Origin of the sequence: Mesorhizobium sp. M6A.T.Ce.TU.016.01.1.1, assembly GCF_003997065.1 — a bacterium.
Classification (GTDB): Bacteria; Pseudomonadota; Alphaproteobacteria; order Rhizobiales; family Rhizobiaceae; genus Mesorhizobium; species Mesorhizobium mediterraneum.
Genome location: NZ_RZTJ01000006.1, coordinates 116,768 through 137,877, shown reverse-complemented (window position 1 = coordinate 137,877; position 21,110 = coordinate 116,768). Strand labels below are relative to the sequence as shown.

General features: G+C 62.0%; 20 protein-coding genes and 1 tRNA gene. 8 read left to right on the top strand and 13 right to left on the bottom strand.

The features are described from left to right. The first annotated feature begins 150 nt into the window (after positions 1 to 150). Positions 151 to 870, top strand: coding sequence for a TetR/AcrR family transcriptional regulator (locus EOC94_RS14320; RefSeq protein WP_127291217.1), 720 nt, complete (start codon positions 151 to 153; stop codon positions 868 to 870). Here EOC94_RS14320 and yihA read toward each other — a convergent pair. The 5 genes from yihA to rpmH all read right to left on the bottom strand — a co-directional run bounded on the left by yihA (position 867) and on the right by rpmH (position 4,764). Continuing rightward, complete coding sequence (gene yihA / locus EOC94_RS14315; RefSeq protein WP_095484533.1) at positions 867 to 1,526, bottom strand: ribosome biogenesis GTP-binding protein YihA/YsxC; 660 nt, start codon at positions 1,524 to 1,526, stop codon at positions 867 to 869. The genes EOC94_RS14320 and yihA overlap by 4 nt on opposite strands. Beyond that, positions 1,523 to 2,161: a CatB-related O-acetyltransferase gene (locus EOC94_RS14310; protein ID WP_095484532.1), complete on the bottom strand. Its 639-nt coding sequence runs from the start codon at positions 2,159 to 2,161 to the stop codon at positions 1,523 to 1,525. Before EOC94_RS14310 ends, yihA begins: the two co-directional genes overlap by 4 nt. A gap of 255 nt (positions 2,162 to 2,416) precedes the next feature. Next, positions 2,417 to 4,246: a membrane protein insertase YidC gene (yidC, locus tag EOC94_RS14305; RefSeq protein ID WP_127291215.1), complete on the bottom strand. Its 1,830-nt coding sequence runs from the start codon at positions 4,244 to 4,246 to the stop codon at positions 2,417 to 2,419. 13 nt (positions 4,247 to 4,259) lie between these two features. Beyond that, a complete protein-coding gene (gene rnpA, locus EOC94_RS14300; RefSeq protein WP_095484530.1) occupies positions 4,260 to 4,613 on the bottom strand; it encodes a ribonuclease P protein component in 354 nt (117 codons plus the stop codon). Positions 4,614 to 4,629: 16 nt separating this feature from the next. Beyond that, complete coding sequence (gene rpmH, locus EOC94_RS14295) at positions 4,630 to 4,764, bottom strand: 50S ribosomal protein L34 (protein WP_008833937.1); 135 nt, start codon at positions 4,762 to 4,764, stop codon at positions 4,630 to 4,632. A 292-nt stretch (positions 4,765 to 5,056) separates the two neighbouring features. On the opposite strand from rpmH, the gene EOC94_RS14285 reads away from it, so the two are divergent. Together EOC94_RS14285 and EOC94_RS14280 are read left to right on the top strand one after the other, a co-directional pair. After that, complete coding sequence (locus EOC94_RS14285) at positions 5,057 to 6,556, top strand: HAMP domain-containing sensor histidine kinase (protein ID WP_127291213.1); 1,500 nt, start codon at positions 5,057 to 5,059, stop codon at positions 6,554 to 6,556. A 195-nt stretch (positions 6,557 to 6,751) separates the two neighbouring features. Beyond that, positions 6,752 to 6,828, top strand: a tRNA-Arg gene (locus tag EOC94_RS14280). Positions 6,829 to 7,063: 235 nt separating this feature from the next. Here EOC94_RS14280 and EOC94_RS14275 read toward each other — a convergent pair. The 4 genes from EOC94_RS14275 to EOC94_RS14260 form a co-directional block, all read right to left on the bottom strand. Beyond that, on the bottom strand, positions 7,064 to 7,765 hold the full coding sequence (locus tag EOC94_RS14275) for a hypothetical protein (RefSeq protein WP_127291211.1): 702 nt from the start codon (positions 7,763 to 7,765) through the stop codon (positions 7,064 to 7,066). 273 nt (positions 7,766 to 8,038) lie between these two features. Continuing rightward, positions 8,039 to 8,932 (bottom strand): LysR family transcriptional regulator, encoded by an 894-nt coding sequence (locus EOC94_RS14270; protein ID WP_127204487.1) that lies wholly within the window; start codon positions 8,930 to 8,932, stop codon positions 8,039 to 8,041. Positions 8,933 to 9,171: 239 nt separating this feature from the next. Continuing rightward, entirely contained in the window at positions 9,172 to 10,386 is a 1,215-nt protein-coding gene (locus tag EOC94_RS14265; RefSeq protein WP_185928239.1) for an MFS transporter, read from the bottom strand. 29 nt (positions 10,387 to 10,415) lie between these two features. Further along, the gene (locus EOC94_RS14260) at positions 10,416 to 11,084 is read right to left on the bottom strand and encodes a metalloregulator ArsR/SmtB family transcription factor (RefSeq protein WP_127291209.1); all 669 of its coding nucleotides are present in this window, start codon (positions 11,082 to 11,084) and stop codon (positions 10,416 to 10,418) included. A 37-nt stretch (positions 11,085 to 11,121) separates the two neighbouring features. Between EOC94_RS14260 and EOC94_RS14255 the strand changes: the two genes are divergently transcribed. The 4 genes from EOC94_RS14255 (at position 11,122) to EOC94_RS14240 (ending at position 15,028) form a co-directional block, all read left to right on the top strand. Continuing rightward, positions 11,122 to 11,898 (top strand): MBL fold metallo-hydrolase, encoded by a 777-nt coding sequence (locus tag EOC94_RS14255; protein ID WP_245461486.1) that lies wholly within the window; start codon positions 11,122 to 11,124, stop codon positions 11,896 to 11,898. Positions 11,899 to 11,901: 3 nt separating this feature from the next. Next, a complete protein-coding gene (locus tag EOC94_RS14250) occupies positions 11,902 to 13,179 on the top strand; it encodes an MFS transporter (RefSeq protein WP_127205277.1) in 1,278 nt (425 codons plus the stop codon). 188 nt (positions 13,180 to 13,367) lie between these two features. Continuing rightward, positions 13,368 to 13,844, top strand: coding sequence for an EF-hand domain-containing protein (locus EOC94_RS14245; protein ID WP_185928238.1), 477 nt, complete (start codon positions 13,368 to 13,370; stop codon positions 13,842 to 13,844). 50 nt (positions 13,845 to 13,894) lie between these two features. Then, entirely contained in the window at positions 13,895 to 15,028 is a 1,134-nt protein-coding gene (locus tag EOC94_RS14240; protein ID WP_127291207.1) for a cysteine desulfurase family protein, read from the top strand. 39 nt (positions 15,029 to 15,067) lie between these two features. Here the strand turns inward: EOC94_RS14240 and secDF are convergent, their stop codons facing one another. The 3 genes from secDF to EOC94_RS14225 all read right to left on the bottom strand — a co-directional run bounded on the left by secDF (position 15,068) and on the right by EOC94_RS14225 (position 19,146). Continuing rightward, positions 15,068 to 17,623, bottom strand: coding sequence for a protein translocase subunit SecDF (gene secDF / locus EOC94_RS14235; protein WP_127291205.1), 2,556 nt, complete (start codon positions 17,621 to 17,623; stop codon positions 15,068 to 15,070). 733 nt (positions 17,624 to 18,356) lie between these two features. Beyond that, complete coding sequence (locus tag EOC94_RS14230) at positions 18,357 to 18,833, bottom strand: SRPBCC family protein (protein ID WP_126104034.1); 477 nt, start codon at positions 18,831 to 18,833, stop codon at positions 18,357 to 18,359. After that, complete coding sequence (locus EOC94_RS14225) at positions 18,817 to 19,146, bottom strand: metalloregulator ArsR/SmtB family transcription factor (RefSeq protein WP_126104033.1); 330 nt, start codon at positions 19,144 to 19,146, stop codon at positions 18,817 to 18,819. The genes EOC94_RS14230 and EOC94_RS14225 overlap by 17 nt, the downstream gene beginning before the upstream one ends. A 308-nt stretch (positions 19,147 to 19,454) precedes the next feature. Here EOC94_RS14225 and EOC94_RS14220 point away from each other — a divergent pair, with 308 nt between their 5' ends. Beyond that, the gene (locus EOC94_RS14220) at positions 19,455 to 20,531 is read left to right on the top strand and encodes a D-alanine--D-alanine ligase family protein (protein ID WP_126104032.1); all 1,077 of its coding nucleotides are present in this window, start codon (positions 19,455 to 19,457) and stop codon (positions 20,529 to 20,531) included. 79 nt (positions 20,532 to 20,610) lie between these two features. On the opposite strand, the gene EOC94_RS14215 is transcribed toward EOC94_RS14220, so the two are convergent. Continuing rightward, positions 20,611 to 20,985: a nuclear transport factor 2 family protein gene (locus EOC94_RS14215; protein WP_127291203.1), complete on the bottom strand. Its 375-nt coding sequence runs from the start codon at positions 20,983 to 20,985 to the stop codon at positions 20,611 to 20,613. Between the last annotated feature and the right edge of the window lie 125 nt (positions 20,986 to 21,110).

The window sequence follows — 21,110 nt, the reverse complement described above, 5'->3', positions numbered from 1 at the left end:
TTGGCATTTCTCTGGAAACGAGCCATCTCTCTGGAAAGTCAGTCAGACTGAACCGTTCGGTTCGATGTAAACGTTGACTTAGCGCAGGGAGAGGGCCATATCAAGGGTGATCGAACCGATCGGTTCGAATATTTTTCGAGGTGTGACGTTATGACCGAACCCGACAAGGACCAGTGCGATCTGCTGGATGGCCTGCGTCGCGGCCGCCCCGCGGCGGGACAGGACCCGGTCAAGCGCAGCCAGATCATCGACGGCGCCCGTCGTGTCTTCATCGACAAGGGCTTCGAAGCGGCGTCGATGAACGACATCACCCGCGAGGCCGGCGTTTCCAAGGGCACGATCTATGTCTATTTCGCCAACAAGGAAGAGCTGTTCGAAGCGCTGATCGAAGAAGAACGCGGCACGATCTTCAAGAACATGTACGATCTGCTCGATCGCGCCGACGACCTTCGCGAGACGCTAGTGAAATTCGGCAAGGTGCTGTCCCTCAAGATCACCTCGGCCAAGGTCGTCCAGGCGCAGCGCACGGTAATCGGCGCATCCGACAGGATTCCCGAACTTGGCGCGCGTTTTTATGAACGCGGCCCGAAACGCGGCCACGACAAGGTCGTTGCTTTTCTCAATGCCGCCATCGAGCGCGGCCTGCTGCGGATCGACGATGTCGATCTTGCCGCCTATCAGTTCACTGAGCTGTGCCTTGCTGGCCTTTTCCGCCAGTGCATATTCGCCTACCGCACCAAAGCCCCGAGCCAGGAAGAAATCGACCACATCGTCAAGTCGGGCGTCGGCATGTTCCTGAAGGCTTACGGCACCGAAAGGCTTGCCACGGAAGAACGCACCCAGACGATTGCGCTAGAGGCAAAGTCCTAGCCGCCATTGGCTGCCAGCACGATCGCCGCGCGCAATTCCTCGAGGCCCTCGCTCTTTTCCGACGACGTGGCGAGAACGAACGGAAACGCGGCCGGCCGCTTCTTGATCTTCGCAAGTGTCTCTTCGATCAATCGCGGCACGCCGGCCGCTTTGATCTTGTCGGTCTTGGTCAGCACGATCTGGTAGGACACCGCCGCCTTGTCGAGCAGCGACAGCACTTCATCGTCCTTGGCCTTAATGCCGTGACGGGCGTCGATCAGCACGTAGACGCGCTTCAGCGTGACGCGGCCCTTGAGATAGTCGAATACGAGTTTCGTCCAGTCGTCGACTTTTTCCTTGGGCGCGGTGGCGTAGCCGTAGCCCGGCATGTCGACCAGCGCCATCGGCGGCAGATCGGCGCCTTCGCCGGAAAATCCACCCGGAACGAAATAGTTGAGTTCCTGCGTCCGCCCCGGCGTGTTGGATGTCCGCGCCAGCCCCTTCTGGTTGACCAGCGCGTTGATCAGCGACGATTTGCCGACATTCGAGCGGCCGGCAAAGGCGATCTCCGGCGGCCCTTCCGGCGGCAGGAATTTCATTGCCGGCACGCCGCGGATGAAGATCCACGGCCGCGTGAACAGTTCGATGCCGATCACGGTCTTGTTCAACGCGTTCAAACCGCTGCCTCCAGAAGAGAAATATCGGCGCCACGAATGGCATTGAGGTTGCGGCTGATCTTTTCCACCGGCCAGTCCCACCACGCCGCCGCCAAAAGCCGCCAGATGGTCCTGTCGTCGAAGCGCATCTTCACCACCTTGGCCGCATTGCCGGCGACGATCGCATAGGGTGGCACGTCATGCGTCACCACCGATTTTGCCGCGACGATGGCGCCATGGCCGATCGTCACGCCGGGCAGGATCACCGCTTCCATGCCGATCCATACATCATTGCCGAGCACTGTGTCGCCGCGCAATTCCTTCGACCAGGTCGCCGGGTCGAAACCCTCTTCCCAGCCATGACCGAAGATGTTGAACGGATAGGTCGAAAAGCCGGACATGGCATGGTTGGCGCCGTTCATGATGAAGCGGGCGCCCTCGGCGATGGCGCAGAACTTGCCGATGATCAGCCGGTCGCCGATGAACGGATAATGATGCAGCACGCATCGCTCGGCGAATTTGTCGGGCCCGTCCGGATCGTCATAATAAGTGAAGTCGCCGATCTCGATGTTCGGCGCCGTGACCAGTCCCTTCAGGAATCCGACGCGGGTATGCATCGGGATCGGGTGCTTGATGTTGGGGTTGGGTCCGATCATGGTCTGGCTCCATCGGCGAGATAAACGGGCAAGGTCAAAATAGCGCGATCCGCCCGGCAGCACCAACCGCGTGCGCAGCGGATCATCCTTACCTGTTCATCGACAGAGCGCTCCTGAAACGAGAGCGACCTTATAGGGATGTGTCGCGGCGGCGTCTACCGCCGGGCCGACGGGTTTCGCCGTTCGGCGGCGGCTCGGCTTGTTCAAAAAAGCCCCGGTGCGGGGCTTTTTTGGATTCGCAAAAGGGGGCGCCGGCTACTCCGCCGGCGACGGTTTCTTCCGGAAAAGCGCGACCAGATTGTCCCACAATTCGATCTTGGCGCCCTGCCGCTTCATGATCACGCCTTGCTGGATGATCGAAAGCAAATTGTTCCAGGCCCAGTAGATGACCAGGCCGGCCGGGAAGCCCGCCATCATGAAGGTGAAGATGACAGGCATCCAGGTGAAGATCATGGCCTGCGTCGGGTCCGGCGGCGTCGGGTTCATGCGCATCTGCAGGAACATGGTCACGCCCATGATCAGCGGCCAAACGCCGACCATCAACATATGCGGCAAGGTGATCGGGATGAGGCCGAACAGGTTGAAGATCGAGGTCGGGTCGGGCGCCGCCAGATCCTGGATCCAGCCGAAGAACGGTGCGTGCCGCATCTCGATGGTGATGTAGAGCACCTTGTAGAGCGCGAAGAAGACCGGGATCTGCAGCGCCACCGGCCAACAGCCGGCGAGCGGATTGATCTTCTCGGTCTTGTAGAGCTCCATCATCGCCTGTTGCTGCTTCATCTTGTCGTCCGCGTATTTCTCGCGGATCTCAAGCATCTTTGGCTGCACCTTCTTCATGTTCGCCATCGACGCGTAGGATTTGTTGGCAAGCGGGTAGAAGACGGCCTTGACGACGACGGTGGTGGCGAGGATGGCCAGACCGAAATTGCCGAAGAATTTGTACATCGTGTCGATCAGGTAGAACATCGGCTTGGTGATCCAGATGAACCATCCCCAGTCGATCAAACGGTCGAACAGCCTGATATGGCGATCTTGCGCATAGGCGTTGACCTTGGCGACTTCCTTGGCGCCGGCGAAGATCTCGGTCTCTACCGTCGCCGATTGGCCGGCATCAACATTGATCGGGTCGGTGAGGAAGTCGGCCTGGTAGCGGGGGCGGCCGTCCTCGAAATAGGCGTAGCGCGGCTGGAACGGCTGCTTCTCGGTCGGCACCAGCGTCACCGCCCAGTATTTGTCGGTGATGCCCAGCCAGCCATCGGTCGACTTGCCGGGCGTGAACTGCTTGTCCTCCTCGACGGCCGCGTATTTGTGTTCCTGCAGGCCTTCCGTGCCGGTGACGCCGATCAACCCCTCATGCAGCACATAGATGCTGGCAACGGCAGGTTTGTCGAAGCGGGTGACACGGCCGTAATTCGACAGGGTAACGGCGGTCGAACCCGAATTCTGCACCGTGTCCGAAACAGTGAACATGTAGTCGCTGTCGACGGAGAAGGTGCGCTTGAAGGTCAGGCCCTTGTCGTTGGTGAAGGTCAGCGCGACCGGTGTCGCCGGGGTCAGTGTCGCATTGCCGTCGACGGTCCACACCGTTTCCGGCCCCGGCACCGCGCCGGTCTTGTCGCTGCCGACAAAGCCGATCTCGGCATAGTAGCCGGTAGGCAGCGCCGCCGGATTGAGCAACTCGATCTCGGGCGAGTTCTTGTCGACCGTCGTCGTGTAGTGCTTGAGCCTGAGGTCGTCGAGACGGGCGCCGGTGAGATTGATCGAGCCCTCCAGGCTCGGCGTGTCGATCTTGACCCGCTGGGTCGACGCCAGCGCCTGCTCGCGGCCGGCAGGCGTCGTGCCGTCGGTTCCCGGTGCGTTGGGGCCCGCTACATTGGGAATGGCGCCTTGCGGCGGCACCGGCGTTTCGCTACCGCCCGGACTGGTGGCTTGGGCCGCCTTCTTCTGCTCCGCTACCCGCTGTTCTTCGATGCGGGCCTTCTCGCGCTGTGCCTCGCTCTGCGGCAGCACGTAAAAATACTGCCAAAGCGACAGGATCAGCACCGACAGCGCGATGGTGATGAAGAAGTTCCGGTTGTTTTCCATCGAAAGCCTTGGCCTATCGTGTTCCGCGCAATCGGCGGGAGAGTTCGGCCTTCAATTGGCCGAACGGAGTGGTAAGCACGTCTTCGCGCCCGACGATGACATAGTCATTGCCAGGCGCCATGTCACCCGCGGCATGGGTGCGCACGGCTTCCCTCAGCCGCCGCCGGATGCGGTTGCGCACGACTGCGTTGCCGACCTTCTTGGTGACCGTGTAGCCGACGCGAGGCGCCTCTGCGTCGCTGCGGTCCAGAACCTCGACGAGAAAAAGCCGCCCGCGGCGCTTCTCGCCACGCCGGACAGCCAGGAATTCCGCGCGTTTCAGAAGCCGCTTGGGATGTGCTCCCACTGGCTTGCCGGTTGCGGGCAACGATCTCGTCTTCCGTTCAGGCGCTGAGCCGCTTGCGACCGCGGTTGCGGCGGGCTGCGACGACGCCACGACCACCCTTGGTGGCCATGCGGGCACGAAAACCGTGCCGACGTTTGCGGACGAGTTTGGACGGTTGGTAGGTACGCTTCATTTGTTTTAATACCGCGGGGTGCGGCCCTTCTTGATTCTGTCACTCTGTAACAGGAGCTTTGCCGGGTCGGTTTTGGCGCGATCGAAACCGCGCCGGGACGAATGGCCCGAGCGTGAGCGGGCTTATAGAAAGAAGGGTTTTGGAAGTCAATCCGGCGCCGTCATGGCCGATGGCTGAAGTGATGGCCGAACTCTGGGCGGTCTTATCCCGTATTGGGACGAAGGATGAAATTGGCAAAAAAGCCGCAATGGCCTAATCTTGGCTGATCAAGTGATCGTGAAGAAAAAGCAGCATGAGTGAAATCCCATCCGCGGACGAAGGGACCGACCGGGCGACGGCCGCCGCTCGGACGGTGCCCCGTACTGTGCCCTTGTCGCGTGGATTGTCGACAAAGCTCCTGCTGCTCACGATCGTCTTCGTGCTTCTGGCCGAGGTCCTTATCTTTCTGCCCTGGATCGCCAGCTACCGAATGAGTTGGCTGAAGGAAAGGCTGAGCACCGCCGCGGCGGTCTCGATCGTGCTGGTGCAGGGAGAGCCAGCCTCGCTGTCGCGCGCCGCGCAGAACGACGTGCTGACGGCGATCGGCGCCAAGGCGATCGCCGTGCGCGACGGCGGCGTCTCGCGCCTTCTGGTCGTGGCTGAAATGCCGCCGCACGTCGACGAGCATATCGACATTGCCAATGTCGGCCTGGTCCAGGGCATGACCAGTGCTTTGGACACGCTGTTTTTCGGTGGCGAGCGGATGCTGCGCGTTTTCGGGCCGGTCGGCGACAGCGACAAGGAATTCGAGCTGATCATGCCCGACTACAGCCTGCGCAATGCCATGCTCATCTATTCGCGCAACGTCGCCTTCGTCTCGCTGCTGATCTCGCTGTTCACCGCCATGCTGGTCTATGCCGCCATCGACCTGATCATGATCGGCCCGATCCGGACGATGACGCGTTCGATGCTGGCCTTCTCCGAGGCGCCCGACGACCCCGGGCGGATCATCCACCCTGCCGCCCGCGCCGACGAGATCGGCGTTGCAGAGCGAGAGCTCTCGCAGATGCAGGAGCGGCTGCAGAAGATGCTCTCCGAGCAGAAGCATCTCGCCGATCTCGGTCTCGCCGTGTCGAAGATCAACCACGACATGCGCAACATCCTGGCGTCGGCGCAGCTGATGTCGGACCGTTTGCGTCAGGTCAAGGACCCGACCGTGCAGGCCTTCGCGCCGAAACTGCTGCGCGCGCTCGATCGTGCCGTATCCTACTCGGAAGGTGTGCTTTCTTATGGCCGCACCCAGGAGCCGCCGCCTTCGCGCCGCAGGCTCAGGCTGCGCCAACTGGTCGACGACGTCCATGGCCTGCTCGACACCGAAGGCGGCATCGAATTCGTCAACGCCGTCGATCAGGCTTTCGAGGTGGATGCCGATTCCGATCAGCTCTTTCGCGTGCTCACCAATCTTTGCCGCAACGCCGTGCAGGCAATGGCGGCGGACGCGGAAAGCGCGGTGGTGCGCCGGTTGGCGGTGTCGGCCGAGCGCGTCGGCAGCGTCAGCCGTATCACCGTCACCGACACCGGCCCCGGCCTGCCGCCGAAGGCGCGCGAGAACCTGTTCGCGGCGTTCCGCGGCTCGGCCCGCAGCGGCGGCACCGGCCTTGGCCTGGCGATCGCCTATGAATTGATCCGCGCTCACGGCGGCACGGTGGAGCTTGTCGAAAGCAGAGGCGGCCGCACCACATTCGCGGTCACCATCCCGGACGAGCCGGTCCGGCTCGACCAGGCCCGCAACGGCCTGCGCCGCCCGGCCTGATCCAGAGCAATTCCAGGAAAAGTGTGTGACGGTTTTCCGTCCGGAATTGCGCAGAACAAAGAGCCGGCCAGCACGAACAGCAAAACTTTTGCCGGATCGGCTTGCTTTTCGGAAATTCAGTCGCTAGGGAACACGTCACATCGCGGCCGGTCGTTAAGGATCGGATCGCGGGCTATGCAAAGCATGGCCTGTTGCGCGCCCGTAGCTCAGCTGGATAGAGCACCAGACTACGAATCTGGGGGTCAGGAGTTCGAATCTCTTCGGGCGCGCCAAATCTACGCTGCAGCACGCCGGACGCGCTTGTAGCCAGCGAAAGCCCTCCAACCTATGAGAGACGTTTTCGTGCGGGCGAGCCCCTGTGGCGCTTCGGCGCGGCCTGCACCGCTATTCCCGGCATGTCGAAGAGCACGCCAGACCCATGTCATTGAGCCGAAAGCTGCCCAGCGGCAGGCGATGCTAAGGCAACCCTATCCGACGCCATCAATCAACGCGTGCGCTGCTAACTCCTCAGCAGTAGTTCGGCGTTAGGAACTTAGGGCATGCACGACGCTGGCGCTCAATCTCCCTTAACTTTTCGTAAGACAGATCATGGGTGCTAACGCCCATTTCAACCAAAACAGATATCCTGATGTTGTGCCATTGAACTCTTCTTGTCCCCGTAGACTCTGATCGAATGTGCCTTAGATAGTCGCGGTCGCTGAGCCGCATGGTCTCCGCCCAACGAGCCCCGCTCTCATTTTCCACGGTGGTTACGATCTTTCGAGCCTTTTGGATGTACGGTCCCGTAAATGTGTCCATGGCTTCAGTAGGCTCAAAATCGCACCCGACGAACTCCACAGTCAGCTCATTTCTCCCATTCCAATTCTCTCTTTTTTGCTCCCGGCATCTGCTGGAGGAGCTGTCCGGCGGGTTTTCAGAAATTAAATCTGCGAATCGCGCGCCTAGTTCGCCACCTTCTTCGACAGTATAGACATAACGAACATTGACATCCTTAACGGATCCACGGCCATAATTCTTTGTGTGGGTAACTACTTGGAATATTTTCTGACCCTGGTCCGTGTGGATTACTTGTGCTTGACTGAGGAAGCAGGCCTTGCCGGAGGCGACTTCGGTAACAACAGAAGTAACACCCATTCCAATCAGGACACTACCTATGACGCCAATCGTCCACTTAGCCAAGGCCGGCAGTGAAGAAAACCATTGGTTCATTTTGCCACCCTCCAGCAGCGACATAGCGAGCAGGCACGCCCCCAGTGGACAGATCGGATTGTGAACATCTGCATGCTGGTGCGCCGCGAGCATAACAGCTGCGTAAAACTGGAGCTATCGCCGGGAACGCCGCCCATCGTAGCGGCTTTGGCGGGCTTCGGATTTTCCCGGCCGCGCCCGCTGACTGAAGCCGTCTAGGCCGGCTTCGCGTGGGCGCCAAGCCAAAGTGGACTTGCGCCGGCGGGAGCCACGCTGCCCGTTTCGTGGGCGGCCTCAGCCCGAATAGCGGAGCACATTGACAAGCAGAGCGAAAGCGGGGGACGTTTGGCGGCGGCTGGGATAGTAGAGGTGATATCCCGGCCAAGGCGGGGACCACTCGTCGAGCACCCGCACAAGGCGACCGCTGTCAAGGTGGGCCTGCGCCACGTCCTCCGGCATATAGGCGAGGCCGAAACCCTCCAACGCGGCTTCGAGAATCTCGACGGTGCCATTCAGGATGATCTGGCCGTCCACCCGCACCTTCAGCTCGCGACCGTCTCGCTCGAAATCCCAGGCCCACAGCCCGCCGTTGGAGGAAAAGCGCTGGTTGATGCAAATGTGACCAGTTAGCTCCTGCGGTGTCATTGGCGGCGGCCGCTTGGCGAAATATGATTTCGCCCCAACGACGGCGAAGCGGATGTCCGGCCCGACGCGCACAGCGATCATGTCTTTTGCGACGCTCTCTCCCATTCGCACGCCTGCGTCGAACCGTTCAGCTGCAATGTCTGTCAGTGCGTTGTCGAGGAACACCTCAACTGTGACGTCGGGATAGTCGGGAAGGAGCTTCGCCAACCTCGGCCAGATAACAGAATTAAATGCGTGATCGCTGGCGGTGAGGCGAATGGTGCCGGCAGGCTTTTCCCTCAATTCGCTCAACGCCTCGACCTCGACGTCGATCTCCTCGAAGCGCGGGCCGATGTTGCGCAGCAGCCGCGCGCCGGCCTCTGTAGGTGAAACGCTGCGGGTCGTGCGGGTCAGCAGCCGAATACCCAGTTGCTCTTCGAGTGCACGGACCGTGTGGCTCAGCGTGGACTGCGAAATTCCGAGCTGCGCCGCAGCCCGCGTGAAGCTGCCCTCCCGTGCGACGGCCAGAAAGGCCAGAAGCATATCAAGTCTTCCACGCCGCATTTATGGCTCAAACCGATAAGTCGATACTCATTATACAATCTAGTGGGACGAGTTGCACCCGGGCCCGATCGAAATCGCCGAGAGCGTGGAATATTCTAGGTGGGTCACACCTCGGTGAATCGGACGAGCAACGACGATGAAAGTAAGAGCAGCCAGCCGAAAGTGATCGACAACCTTCCAACGTTCTTTCTGCGTGATTGATCCGTCGTGGTAAAACGCGCCGAAGCGACAAGGCCGCATCACCGTTCCTCCGGGGGCTTGAGATGCCGGAACTGCATCAGCAGCAACAGATCGTAGGTGATCTTCAGGGCACCGCAAATGAGGAGGGGCCAAGCCCGGAACGAGGCCGCGAACAGCGCGCCAGCCAGCGCGGGGCTGACTGCGGCGGCCAGACTCCGCGGCACTGATGTGAAGCTCGCGGCCGCCGCCCGTTCCGCCTCCGTGACGACGGCCATCACGTAAGATGATCGCGTCGGCACGTCCATCTGCGAAAGTGCTGCGCGGATCAGCAGCAGGACGAGTGCCAGAGGCAGCGTGGGCGCCAACGCCGCCAGCATCAGGGCGATGCTCGACGGAATGTGGGTGAACACCATCGTGTTGATCAGTCCGATGCGCCGGGACAGCCAAGCTGAAACGGGGAAAGAGAACGCCGAAAGCACGCCGGACCAGAAGAAGAAAAATCCCGCTTCCGAAAGCGACAGATCGAACTTTTCGAAAAGCCAGAGGGCAAGCAGCGACTGGACTACAAAGCCTCCGGCAAAAGCATCGAGGCTGAAAAGCGCCGCGAGCTTGAACACAATCTTGCGCGAGGGGCCGAGCGCGGACCCGCTGCTGGAGTCCGTCGCTGGACGGCGCTGCGGAATCTGCGCGTAAAGGAGGCCGCCGAGAAGACCCAGAAACGCATAGAGCACGAACATCGCCTTGATGCCGGCGAGTTGGTCGAGGCCGGCCGGAGCCAGAAGATCAGGTGTCGCCGAAACGAGCGCGCCAACCGCGCCTGCCAGCGCACCCACAAGGCTGTAACGCGCGAACATCCTGGTCCGCGCGGCATCGGTGACTTCGCGTGTCAGCACCGCATGCTCCAATGGCACGAATACGCTGACGCTGCCGGCCGACGGGTTGATGGTGCCTGCGAACGCGACCACCAACAGCAGCGCGTAGTCATGGACCAAAGCAAAGGCCACGCCCGTGGCGACCATCAGGCTGGCGGCGGCAAACAGGAGTTGGCGGTGATCGTAACGGACGCCGAGGAACCCGACAACGATGGTTAAGAGCGCGGAACCAAGCAGTGACGCCGTTGCGATCACGCCTACCTGAAGGGGAGTGAAGCCTAACGCGAGGAGATAGACCGGCAACAGAACGGCCACGAAGCCATCGCCCATGTCGCGCAAGGCACGGGCCATGAAAAGAAAGGTCGTCGAATGGATCCGCAGCACTGATCTGCCTGCCCTCATCACCTGCGTGAGCGCCCGCGTGTTCTGTTTCAGGCGGCCGTTTCGACCGGCAGGCCGGCGGTCTTCCATTCGGGATAGCCGTCTTCGAGCCGACGCGCGAGATAGCCCTGCTCTCGCAAGGCGGCGACCGCTTCGAACGAGAGAACGCAATAGGGACCGCGGCAATAGGCGATCACTTCCCGATCTGCCTCTAGCTCGCCTAAGCGACGCTCCAACTCGGCCAGCGGGATGTTGAGGGCGCCTGGAAGATGTCCGGCCGCGAACTCATCCTCTGGCCGCACGTCGAGAACCGTGACCATGCCGTCATGCAGCCTTGAGACGAGCTCGTCTCGCGACACCGGCTCCATCGCATCGCGAGCCCGGAAGTAGTCGGCCATGACGCGGCCGATTTCGGCAACATTTCGCTCGCCGACGCGGCCGAGCGCCTTGATCAGCGCCACCACCTCGGTGTCGCCGGCGAGGCTATAGAGCATGTGCTTGCCGCGGCGCTCCGTCTCGACGAGGCGAGCCCGCCGCAGGATCTGCAGGTGGCGCGACGTGTTGGCGAAGCTCAGATGGGCTCGCGCGGAGAGGTCCTCGACGCTGCGCACCCCTTGCGCGAGGTGCTCCAGAAGCTCGAGCCGATGCGGATGGCCGAGCGCCTGAGCCACTTCGGCAAGGCTCGCGTAGATCGCCTGTTTCGGTCCGGTGCTTGACACGGCTTCTCCTCAGTGGAACATTCAGCGGAATGATTGAATGTCTCTAGCCCGTCGTCGCGAGGCGCGCAAGACCATGATCCTTCGCCAGTTCCTTCATACCGATCCAGTCGGCGTCTCATACCTGTTCGGCTGCGGCGGCAAGGCAGCCGCGGCCGTCGTCGATCCGGCCGGCGACATCGAGTTTTACCTGCGCGCCGCCGAAGACGCCGGCATGCGCATCCACTTCGTCGTCGACACGCATGTTCATGCCGACCATCTCTCTGTCGGCCGCGCGCTCGCCGAAGCGGCGGGCGCCGCATACGTGCTCGGGGCGGAGGCGTATGTCGCGTTCCCGTTCAAAGGAATGCGCGACGGAGAGGCCCTCTCGCTCGGCAACGTCGCCGCAACCGTCCTGCACACGCCCGGTCACACCCCGGAGCATATCTGCATTCTCGTCAGCGACCGCACGCGTGCCGACGAGCCATGGTTCGTGCTGACCGGCCACACGCTGATGGTCGGCGATCTCGGTCGCACCGAACTCGCCGTCAGCGCCGAGCAAGGCGCAAAGGATATGTTTCACAGCGCCGGTCGGCTCAAGGCTCTCCCAGATCATGTCGAGGTTCTCCCCGGCGCCTATGCTGGCTCGGTCTGCGGCCGGCGCCTGAGCGGCAAGCCCTGGTCGACCATCGGTTTCGAGAAACGCCACAACGAGGCCTTGCGGATCGAGGACGAAGCCGCGTTCATCCGCTTCATGCTCGCCGAGATTCCCCCGGCTCCGCCCGAGGCCGCGGCGCTCCGGGCCGCCAATTCCGCCTTGGCTGCGGCGGCGGCCTGACCCATGGACGAAGCGGCATCGGTGCCAGGCAAGGCGGGTTCACCCGTCAGGCTAGGCCTCAGAGAGAACTGGCCGCAATTCGCGCTGCTCGTCGTGATCAACGCCTTTGTCGGCGGCATGGTCGGGATAGAACGAACGGTGGTGCCGCTGATCGGATCGGAAGAGTTCCACGTCACGTCGACAACGCTCATCGTCTCCTTCATCGTCAGCTTCGGCGTCGTCAAGGCGCTCGCCAATCTGGTCTCGGGGCAGCTTGCCGACGCGTGGGGCCGCAAGCGCGTGCTCGTCTTGGGATGGCTGGTCGGCCTGCCGGTGCCGTTCATGATCATCTGGGCGCCGACCTGGGAATGGGTGATTGCGGCCAACGCATTGCTCGGCATCAACCAGGGGCTCGCCTGGTCGATGACCGTGATCATGAAAGTCGATCTCGTCGGGCCGAAGTCGCGCGGCCTTGCCGTTGGTCTTAACGAGTTCGCCGGCTATCTCGCCGTCGGGGTGACGGCGTTCCTGACCGGCTATCTCGCCTCACAATACGGACTTCGGCCAGTGCCGATCTATCTCGGCATCGGTTATGCGGTCGTCGGTGCCGCACTGTCGATCCTGCTCGTGCGCGACACGCGGGACCACGTTCGGCTGGAAGCTTCGTCCCACGCGCAGCAGTCCGCGCCGATCAGCTTTCGGGAAGTCTTCGCGCTCACCTCGTTCGGGGATCGCAACCTGTTCGCCGCTTCGCAGGCCGGCCTCGTCAACAATCTCAACGACGGCATGAGCTGGGGCATTTTCCCATTATTCTTCGCTTCCTTCGGTCTCGGCGTCGAGCGCATCGGCATCCTCAAGGCGGTCTATCCCGCGACATGGGGTGTCCTGCAGATCGCCACAGGCCCCTTGAGCGATCGCTGGGGGCGCAAGGGCCTGATCGTCGCCGGCATGTGGGTACAGGCCGCGGGTCTGTTTCTCACCGCGGCGACGCGCCAGTTCGAGTGGTGGATCGTCGGCAGCCTTCTGCTCGGCCTCGGCACGGCGATGGTCTACCCAAGCCTGATCGCAGCCGTCTCCGACGCCTCGCATCCGACCTGGCGCGCCCGCTCACTCAGCGTCTACCGCTTCTGGCGGGATCTCGGCTACGCGATCGGCGCGCTCTCCGCCGGCCTCATCGCCGACAGCTTCGGGCTGTCATGGGCGATCACATCGATCGCCGCGCTGACGTTTCTCTCAGGGGTAGTCGTGGCTGTTGTGATGAGCGAAACCGAGGCTCATCCGTCCGCGAGGAGGGCAACATGACAGCGGCGGCAGATCGCTGCCCAAGCAATTGATCCGGCGCAAGCTCGCCGCGCTGCCCGTTGGGCCTATATTGGAATTTGACCGCGACCGGCAGTTTGCCGGCAGTACGGAAAGAGCCCAAAGCATTTCCGGCCGCAGAGCCGCCAGTGGGTCAAAACTGCCGAGCCCATGAGAGGAAGGAGGATGCTATGACGTTGATTTCATTGACACGCGTGGCCGCGCTCGCCGCAATTGTCGCCGCCGGCATGACGGCTATAGCCGCCGCGCAAACGACCGCAGCCGATCCGCACCATCCCGATACGACGGTCGCACAGGCGGCGCCGTCCACCGAGCCTGGAGATATGGCGGGACAAGACCAAGGGGCACAGCCCGCTCAACCCGGCATGATGCCTCCCGGAATGATGGGTCAAGGCATGATGGGCCAAGGCATGGGTCAGGGCATGATGTGCGAGATGAAACAGCCCGGCATGATGGGCGCAATGCCGATGATGCGCATGCGTGGGCACATGATGAAGATCATGTTCGCCATTGCCGACACGGATGGCGACAGCGCGCTTTCCTTCGAAGAGATCACCGCTATCCATAAGCGAATCTTCGACAAGGTCGATGCAAACAAAGACGGCAAAGTGACACCCGAAGAGGTGCAGGCATTCATGCGGCAGTAGCCGCGCGCAGCTGATCGCCGGGCGACAAGCCGCGAAGGAGGCTCCCGAACATGACGTCGATCTACCTCGACTACAACGCGAGCACGCCGATCGATCCGGCCGTCACGGCTGCCATGCGGCCATATTTGGATGAGGCTTTCGGCAATCCGTCGAGCGGCCATTGGGCGAGCATGCCGGCGAAGGCTGCGCTGGAGAAGGCCCGCGGCCAGGTTGCGGCACTACTCGACTGCGCCCCCGACGAGATCGTGTTCACAAGCGGCGGCAGCGAGGCCAACAACCTGGCGATCAAGGGCACGTTCTTCGCGCTGAGGCACAAGGGCGAGCACATCGTCACCACCACGGTCGAGCACCCGGCCATTCTCGCGCCTTGCCGGTTTCTCGAGGAGCTCGGCGCGGCAGTGACCTATGTGCCGGTCGACAGCACGGGCCGGGTCAATCCCGAGGACGTGCGTCGTGCCATCACGCCGCGCACCATCCTGATCAGCGTCATGCACGCCAACAATGAAGTTGGCACGATCCAGCCGATCGAGGAGATCGGTGCTGTTGCGCGGGAACGTGGGGTCCGGTTTCACACCGACGCAGCGCAGTCGGTCGGCAAGATTGCAAGCAAGGTCGACACGCTTGGCGTCGATTTGCTGACCATCGCCGGCCACAAACTCTATGCACCAAAGGGTGTCGGTGCGCTTTATGTCCGAGGCGGGGTCAGGCTCGAGCCGCTGATCCATGGCGCCGGGCATGAACATGGCCGGCGCGCCGGCACTGAAAGCGCCTTGCTCGCGGTTGGCCTCGGTACGGCCTGTGCGCTCGCCAGCGACCTGGAGCCGATGGCGCGCGTCCGCGTGCTGCGTGATCGTTTTTGGGACGCGCTGCAGGAAAGTTTCGGCAACCGTGTCGTGCTCAACGGGCACCCTCAGCATCGCCTTCCCAACACGCTCAACGTTTCATTCGTAGGCATGATCGGCGCCGAGGTGCTTTCGCATCTCGACGGCGTCGCGGCATCGACCGGTTCGGCCTGTCATGCCGGCCGGGTCGAGCTCTCTCCAGTGCTCACGGCCATGGGCGTGCCCGAGAAGATCGGCATGGGCGCCGTTCGCTTCAGTCTTGGTCGAGCCACGACCAGCGCCGAAATCGACGCCGTCGTGGATCAGCTTCGAGCCGTCACGGTCCGATCCGCCATCCGCTAGACGATAGGACCCAAAGAGACGGCACCACCCATCGTTGCGTCATAAAGCCGGTCGCGCCGGCGGCTCTTTCGCCGCTGTGGGTTCCTCTGGACTGAGGGCGCCCGGCCGGAGCCTGAACAGGATCAGCAGCGGCCCGGCGACGAAGATGGAGGAATACGTCCCGGCGAGGATGCCGAAGATCATCGCGACCGTGAAGGACTGGATGACCTCGCCGCCCCAGATCGAAAGCGCCGCCAGCGCGAACAGCGTCGTCACGCCGGTGAGGACCGTTCGCGCCAGAGTCTGGTTCATCGACAGGTCGAGCAGCTCGGCGATCGGCATCTTTTTATAGCGGCGCAGGTTCTCGCGGACCCGGTCATAGACAACAACCGTATCGTTGATCGAATAGCCGACGATAGTCAGGATCGCGGCTATCGAGGTCAAATTGAACTCTATGCCCGCGACGACGTAGAAGCCGATCATCAGGATCACGTCGTGGAAGGTCGAAATGATGGCGCCGAGCCCGAACTGCCACTCGAACCTGACCCAGATGTAGATGAGCATCGCCAGCAGCGAGGCGAGCACGCCCATCGTGCCGTTGAAGGCTAGTTCCGAGGACACAGTCGGGCCGACGACCTCGATGCGGCGGAACTCGTAGTCAGATTCGAGCGCGCTTCTCACTTTCTGGACGGCGGACTGTTCGGCAACGTCGCCGCCCCCCTGGGTGCCGATGCGTATCAGCACATCCCGGGTCGACCCGAACTCCTGCACCTGCACCTCGCCCAGTTCGAGACCTGTCAGGCGCTCGCGGATGTTGCCGATGTCGGCCTGCTGACCCTTCGCTTGCACCTCGATGCTCGAACCGCCGCGGAAGTCGATGCCGTAGTTCATGCCGACAGTGAAGAACGCCGCGGCCGAAGCGATCGACAATAGCAGGGACAGCGTGAAGGCGTACTTTCGGAACGCCATGAACGGCACGCGCGTGTCGTCAGGCACCAGTCGCATGACACCGCTGGGCATGGTTTTCGGGCGTTGCCGGCGAAGCCAGAACGCGACCAGCCAGCGCGTCAGCGTGAACGCCGTGAACACGGTGGTGACGATGCCGATGGCGAGGGTGACGGCAAATCCCTTGATCGGCCCTGAGCCGAGAAAGAACAGGATGACGGCGGCAATCAGCGTCGTCACATTGGCGTCGACGACTGTCGCCAGCGCCTGTTTGAACCCGGAATCCATCGACTGCACGATCGAGCGCCCTTGGCGGCTCTCTTCGCGGACGCGCTCGAAGATGATGACGTTGGAATCGACCGCCATCCCCATCGTCAGCACGATGCCGGCGATGCCGGGCAGCGTCAGCGTCGCGCCGAGAACCGACAGGACGGCGATGATTAATGCGACGTTGGCCAGGAGCGCGATATTCGCGATCAGCCCCAGTCGCCCATAGGCGAACAGCATGAAGCCGACGACGAGGAACCCGGCGACGATTGACGCGAACTGGCCGGCGTCGATCGAATCGCTGCCGAGGCTCGGACCGACGGTGCGTTCCTCGACGATGGTGAGGTCGGCAGGCAGTGCGCCGGCGCGCAGCAGGACCGCAAGGTCGTTCGCGCTCTCCACCGTGAAACTGCCGGATATCTGCCCGGTGCCGCCCAGGATTGGTTCGCGGATCTGCGGCGCGGAGATCACCTCGTTGTCGAGGATGATCGCGAACAGGCGCCCGACATTGGTCTGAGTAGCCTGACCGAAGCGGCCGGCGCCGCGGCTGTCGAAGCGAAACGAGACCACCGGCTCGTTGGTGCGCTGGTCGAAGGTTGCCTGCGCATCGACGAGGTTTTCGCCGGAGACGATGATCCGATTCTCGATCAGATGCGGAACCCGCGGTTCGTCCGTCGAATACAACACCGTCGAGCCCGCCGGCGGGCGGCCGGAGATAGCCTCCTCGACCGGAATCGACTGGTCGACCATCTGAAAGGTCAGCTTCGCGGTCTGTCCGAGAATATCCTTCAGCCGCTGCGGATCCTGCAGGCCCGGCACCTGGACCATGATACGGTCCGAACCCTGGCGCTGGATGATCGGCTCGGTCGTGCCAAGCTCGTTCACGCGCCGGCCCACCACCTCGATCGATTGGGTCAGCGCCGCGGCGATCCGGTAGTCGATCCCGGCTTCGGTCAGCGTAAAACGCAGCAGCCCCGGTTCCGGCTCGGCCATCTCCATCTCGGTCACGGAGCCGCTCATGAAAAGTCCGGTCGAGATCGGCTGCGTCAATCTTTCGAGCGCGCTCTTCGCAGCTTCGACCTGACCTTGGTCGCGAATGCGGACCTGGATCGAATTGGCGGTGCCGGCAAGTCCGGTATAACCGATCTGGGCATCGCGCAGCGATGTGCGAACCTCGTCGCGGGCCGCTTCGAGGCGTTCGTTGGCGAGGTCCTGCCGATCGATCTGGAGCAGGATGTGCGAGCCGCCCTGCAGGTCGAGCCCCAGCGTCAGCTGCTGCTTTGGCAGCCAATTGGGCAGCGAGGCCAGAGTGGAGGCGGGAACCAAATTGGGCGCTGCGTACAGGACACCGGCTAGGACCGTCAGCCAGATGAGAATGGTCTTCCAGCGCGAAAAATGCAGCATATTCTTATCCGTTCAGCCCATATCGGGCGGAAACCGCCTCCGACAAGTGCTTTGGCGTTCCGATCGGCGAGCAACTCGACGAGAGCCCGGGAACGCGATGTGAAAGTTTTGGGAGCCGAGGGCCGCGGTCGCGCGGCCAAGATCATGCCGTGAGAAGCGGAGGCGCGCGCGCATCGAAGGCGCGGTTCGGCGACAGTTTCGGCCGGTCTTCGGACCCTATACCAAACGGTGCGGCTGACGCTGTTTCGAGCGGCAGGCGCAAATCCGGGATGATGCAAAAGGGCTTGCCGTTTCCCGCAGTGACAGGCGTTCCCGTCTTGAAACGGGAAGTCTCAGCAGCAACACGGCGTGCAATGTCGCGGACAAGGAAAGTCGGGTGTGTGACGGGCTCGGTCGCGCCGAGCCTCATTTGCCCCTTGGCAAGATCCTGTGCGACGTGCTCGGCTGTTGCCGCGGGAATGGTCCAGATCAAGAAGAGCAATGAAGCGAGCAGCCGCAGACCAGCACCCATGCTGAGCAGAGTGCCGGGCCTTATGCTAGCCTGTCTTCGACCGTTTCGTCTCATCTCACCGGCACGGCTCGTCATACACTGGGGCAAAATATGCTTTCGCCGTCGTTGTCTCAGCAAGCGGCAAGCCGCCCTCCTGGTCCTTAACTATAGTACTTGGATTGCGAATTGAAGCGCACCTTTCACGCACTCAAGGGTAAGTGTGTTGGCCGATCGGTTGGCGGCCTACCGCTTCTCTATCAACTGGACATAGTTTTTCAGGATACCGCTCCAGCCGCGATCGGAGTCGAAGATCTCACGCACCGCTTCGCCGGCCGCGCCCATGTTCTCAAGCCGACGATGCTCGAGCTCGACGCGAGTCGCGTTCTCGCCGGCCTCGGAGAAGTTGATCTCGACTTCGGTCAGCAGCGACGGATCATATTGCCAGTCGGCGCGAATCCGCCATGCCAGGACGATGCGGTTTGGCGGTTCCCACGCCAGCACTTCGCCCCAGTCGCATTCCGTCCCATCCTCGCCGGTCTCAAACCAGCGGCCTCCTGCCTTTGGCTCGATAGTCGCGCTCCTGAGCGCGGACTTGCCTATCGAGTGGGACGCCGGCCACCAACGTCCGAACCCGCTCGTGAACACTTCAAACGCCGTGGCAACCGGCACGTCCACGGTGACCGACTTGCGCACAGGCGCTGGTTTAATGATCGCCGTCATTATTTCGCTCCTTGGCTTTGTTGATCTCGTTTCGGAAGGCGTCGAGCGCGTTCCCCCACATCTGGTCGAGCCAGGCTCGCATCTCGCCAAGACCATGAGGGTCGACATGGTAGATGTTGCTGGCGCCGCGAGGCTCGGCGCGGACCAGCCGCGCCTCCCTCAGCACCTTCAGATGATGAGAGATCGCGGGCTGAGACACCGGCAGGGTTCGAGCGAGGTTCGCTACCGAACGCGGCTCTTCGGCCACAAGCTCGAATACCTTTCTGCGCGTGGGGTCGGCCAGCGCGACCATACCTGCATAATCATAAATCATGGTTTATGATAAGCACAGGTTTATGATCAAGGCAACCCCAGTTGCTTGCGAAGCAGGGCAGAGGGCAGCGTATTCTCTCCTCATTCAGGTCTCATGCTGCGCTTCCTTCAATGAGAGGAGCACTGGGGAGGAGACCGAACCCAAGCACCTCAGACACGGACTTGAATGGCCACCTCTCGACTCGTGTACGAGTATACGAGTCGATCATCTACATAACTTCATGACCTTCGTCGGGAACCGTTCGGGCTGCGCGCCGAGACCCAATGTGCCTACTGCCGGCATCCCTGCCAGACCATTTGGAGACGCTCATGGCCGACACCTCGAAAAGACTGCGCATTGCCGTGCTCTTTGGCGGACGCTCCGCCGAGCATGACGTTTCGGTGCTGTCGGCAACCAATGTCATGCGTGCGCTGGAACCCGCGAAATACGATGCCGTTCCCGTCTTCGTCACCCGCGAAGGACAATGGCTGCTGAGCAGCTTCGAGGATGGCACGCTGGCGAAACCTTCGACCGGTACAGAAGTCTGTCTGGTGCCGGGCGGACAAGGACGGGTGTTGGCGATCCCGACGAATGGCACGCCTCACGAACTGCCTGCCATCGACATCCTGTTTCCCGCCCTGCACGGCCTCCATGGCGAGGACGGCTCGGTGCAGGGGCTCGCGGAGGTGGCGCGTGTGCCGCTCGCCGGCTGCGGCATACTCGGTTCGGCCGCCGCCCTCGACAAGGACATTGCCAAGCGGCTGCTGAACGAGGCGGGCTTGCCCACCGCGCGTTCCGTCACAATCCACCACGGCGCCGCACCGGCCTTTGCGGAACTGGAGAGCGTGCTTGGTCTTCCGCTTTTCATCAAACCGGCCCGGCAGGGCTCCTCTGTCGGCGTCAGTAAGGTTTCGGCTGAAAAAGACTATGAGGCAGCGCTGACAGAAGGTTTTGGTCACGACCGCAAGCTGCTGGCCGAAGAATTCATTCGAGGCCGCGAGATCGAGTGCAGCGTGCTGGAGGATACGCAAGGCGGCCTCTTCGTTTCCCGTCCTGGCGAAATCATGCCAGCACAGAGCCACGGTTTCTACAGCTACGACGCCAAATATATCGACGAGCACGGCGCCGCGCTGAAAGTCCCGGCTGAACTGCCGCAGGAGATTGAGGGCAAGATCCGCGCGATGGCAGCAAAGGCCTTCCGTGCGGTCGGCTGCGACGGCATGGCCCGCGTTGATTTCTTCGTGACGCCTGACATGCGCGTCCTCATCAACGAGCTCAACACCATTCCCGGTTTCACCGATATCAGCATGTATTCCAAGGCGATGGCGGCAAGCGGCGTCAGCTATTCCGAAATCATCGATCGGCTGGTGGCGCACGGGCTGGCACGCGCTGGTCGATCTGCTTGATGGCGAGAGCTTGTCGGAATATCCCCAACTGAAGCGACGATCTTGCGACCGGATCTGGCTGAATAATTTGGTGCGTGGCCTATGACACTGAAGACCTTATCAACGGCCCGAAAAAGCCGACGATACGCGTTATTCGCTTCTGGCTGGAGTCGAGGAAGGCTATGTCCAAACCCTCGGGGAAGGACGATCCATCAGGCATCAGAAACTTCCACGCGAAGCGTGCGATCCCATGATGAACATCCACGTCACTTGTCCGTAAGATGCGGGCACCGGGATGCTTGGCCAGAACTCCTGCGATGTGCGCGAGCAGTTCTTCCGCGCCAGTCGCATGGACTGTAGGGTCGGTGTATGTTGCGCCATCGCTCCAGACCGATGACAGCAACGCCCGCCGCTGCTGGGCGTTCTCATCAGACCAGGCAGCACAATACGAATCGATGAGAAGCGTCAAAGGCATCCTATTCCCCTAATGCGGATCACTGGCCTGACTCGGCCCATGCTTGGACAACAAAGCCCGAACGCAGCTCACCGTTAAACGGCCCGCTGGCTGACGGTAAAGCATGATCCGCCTCAGTAAGGCCG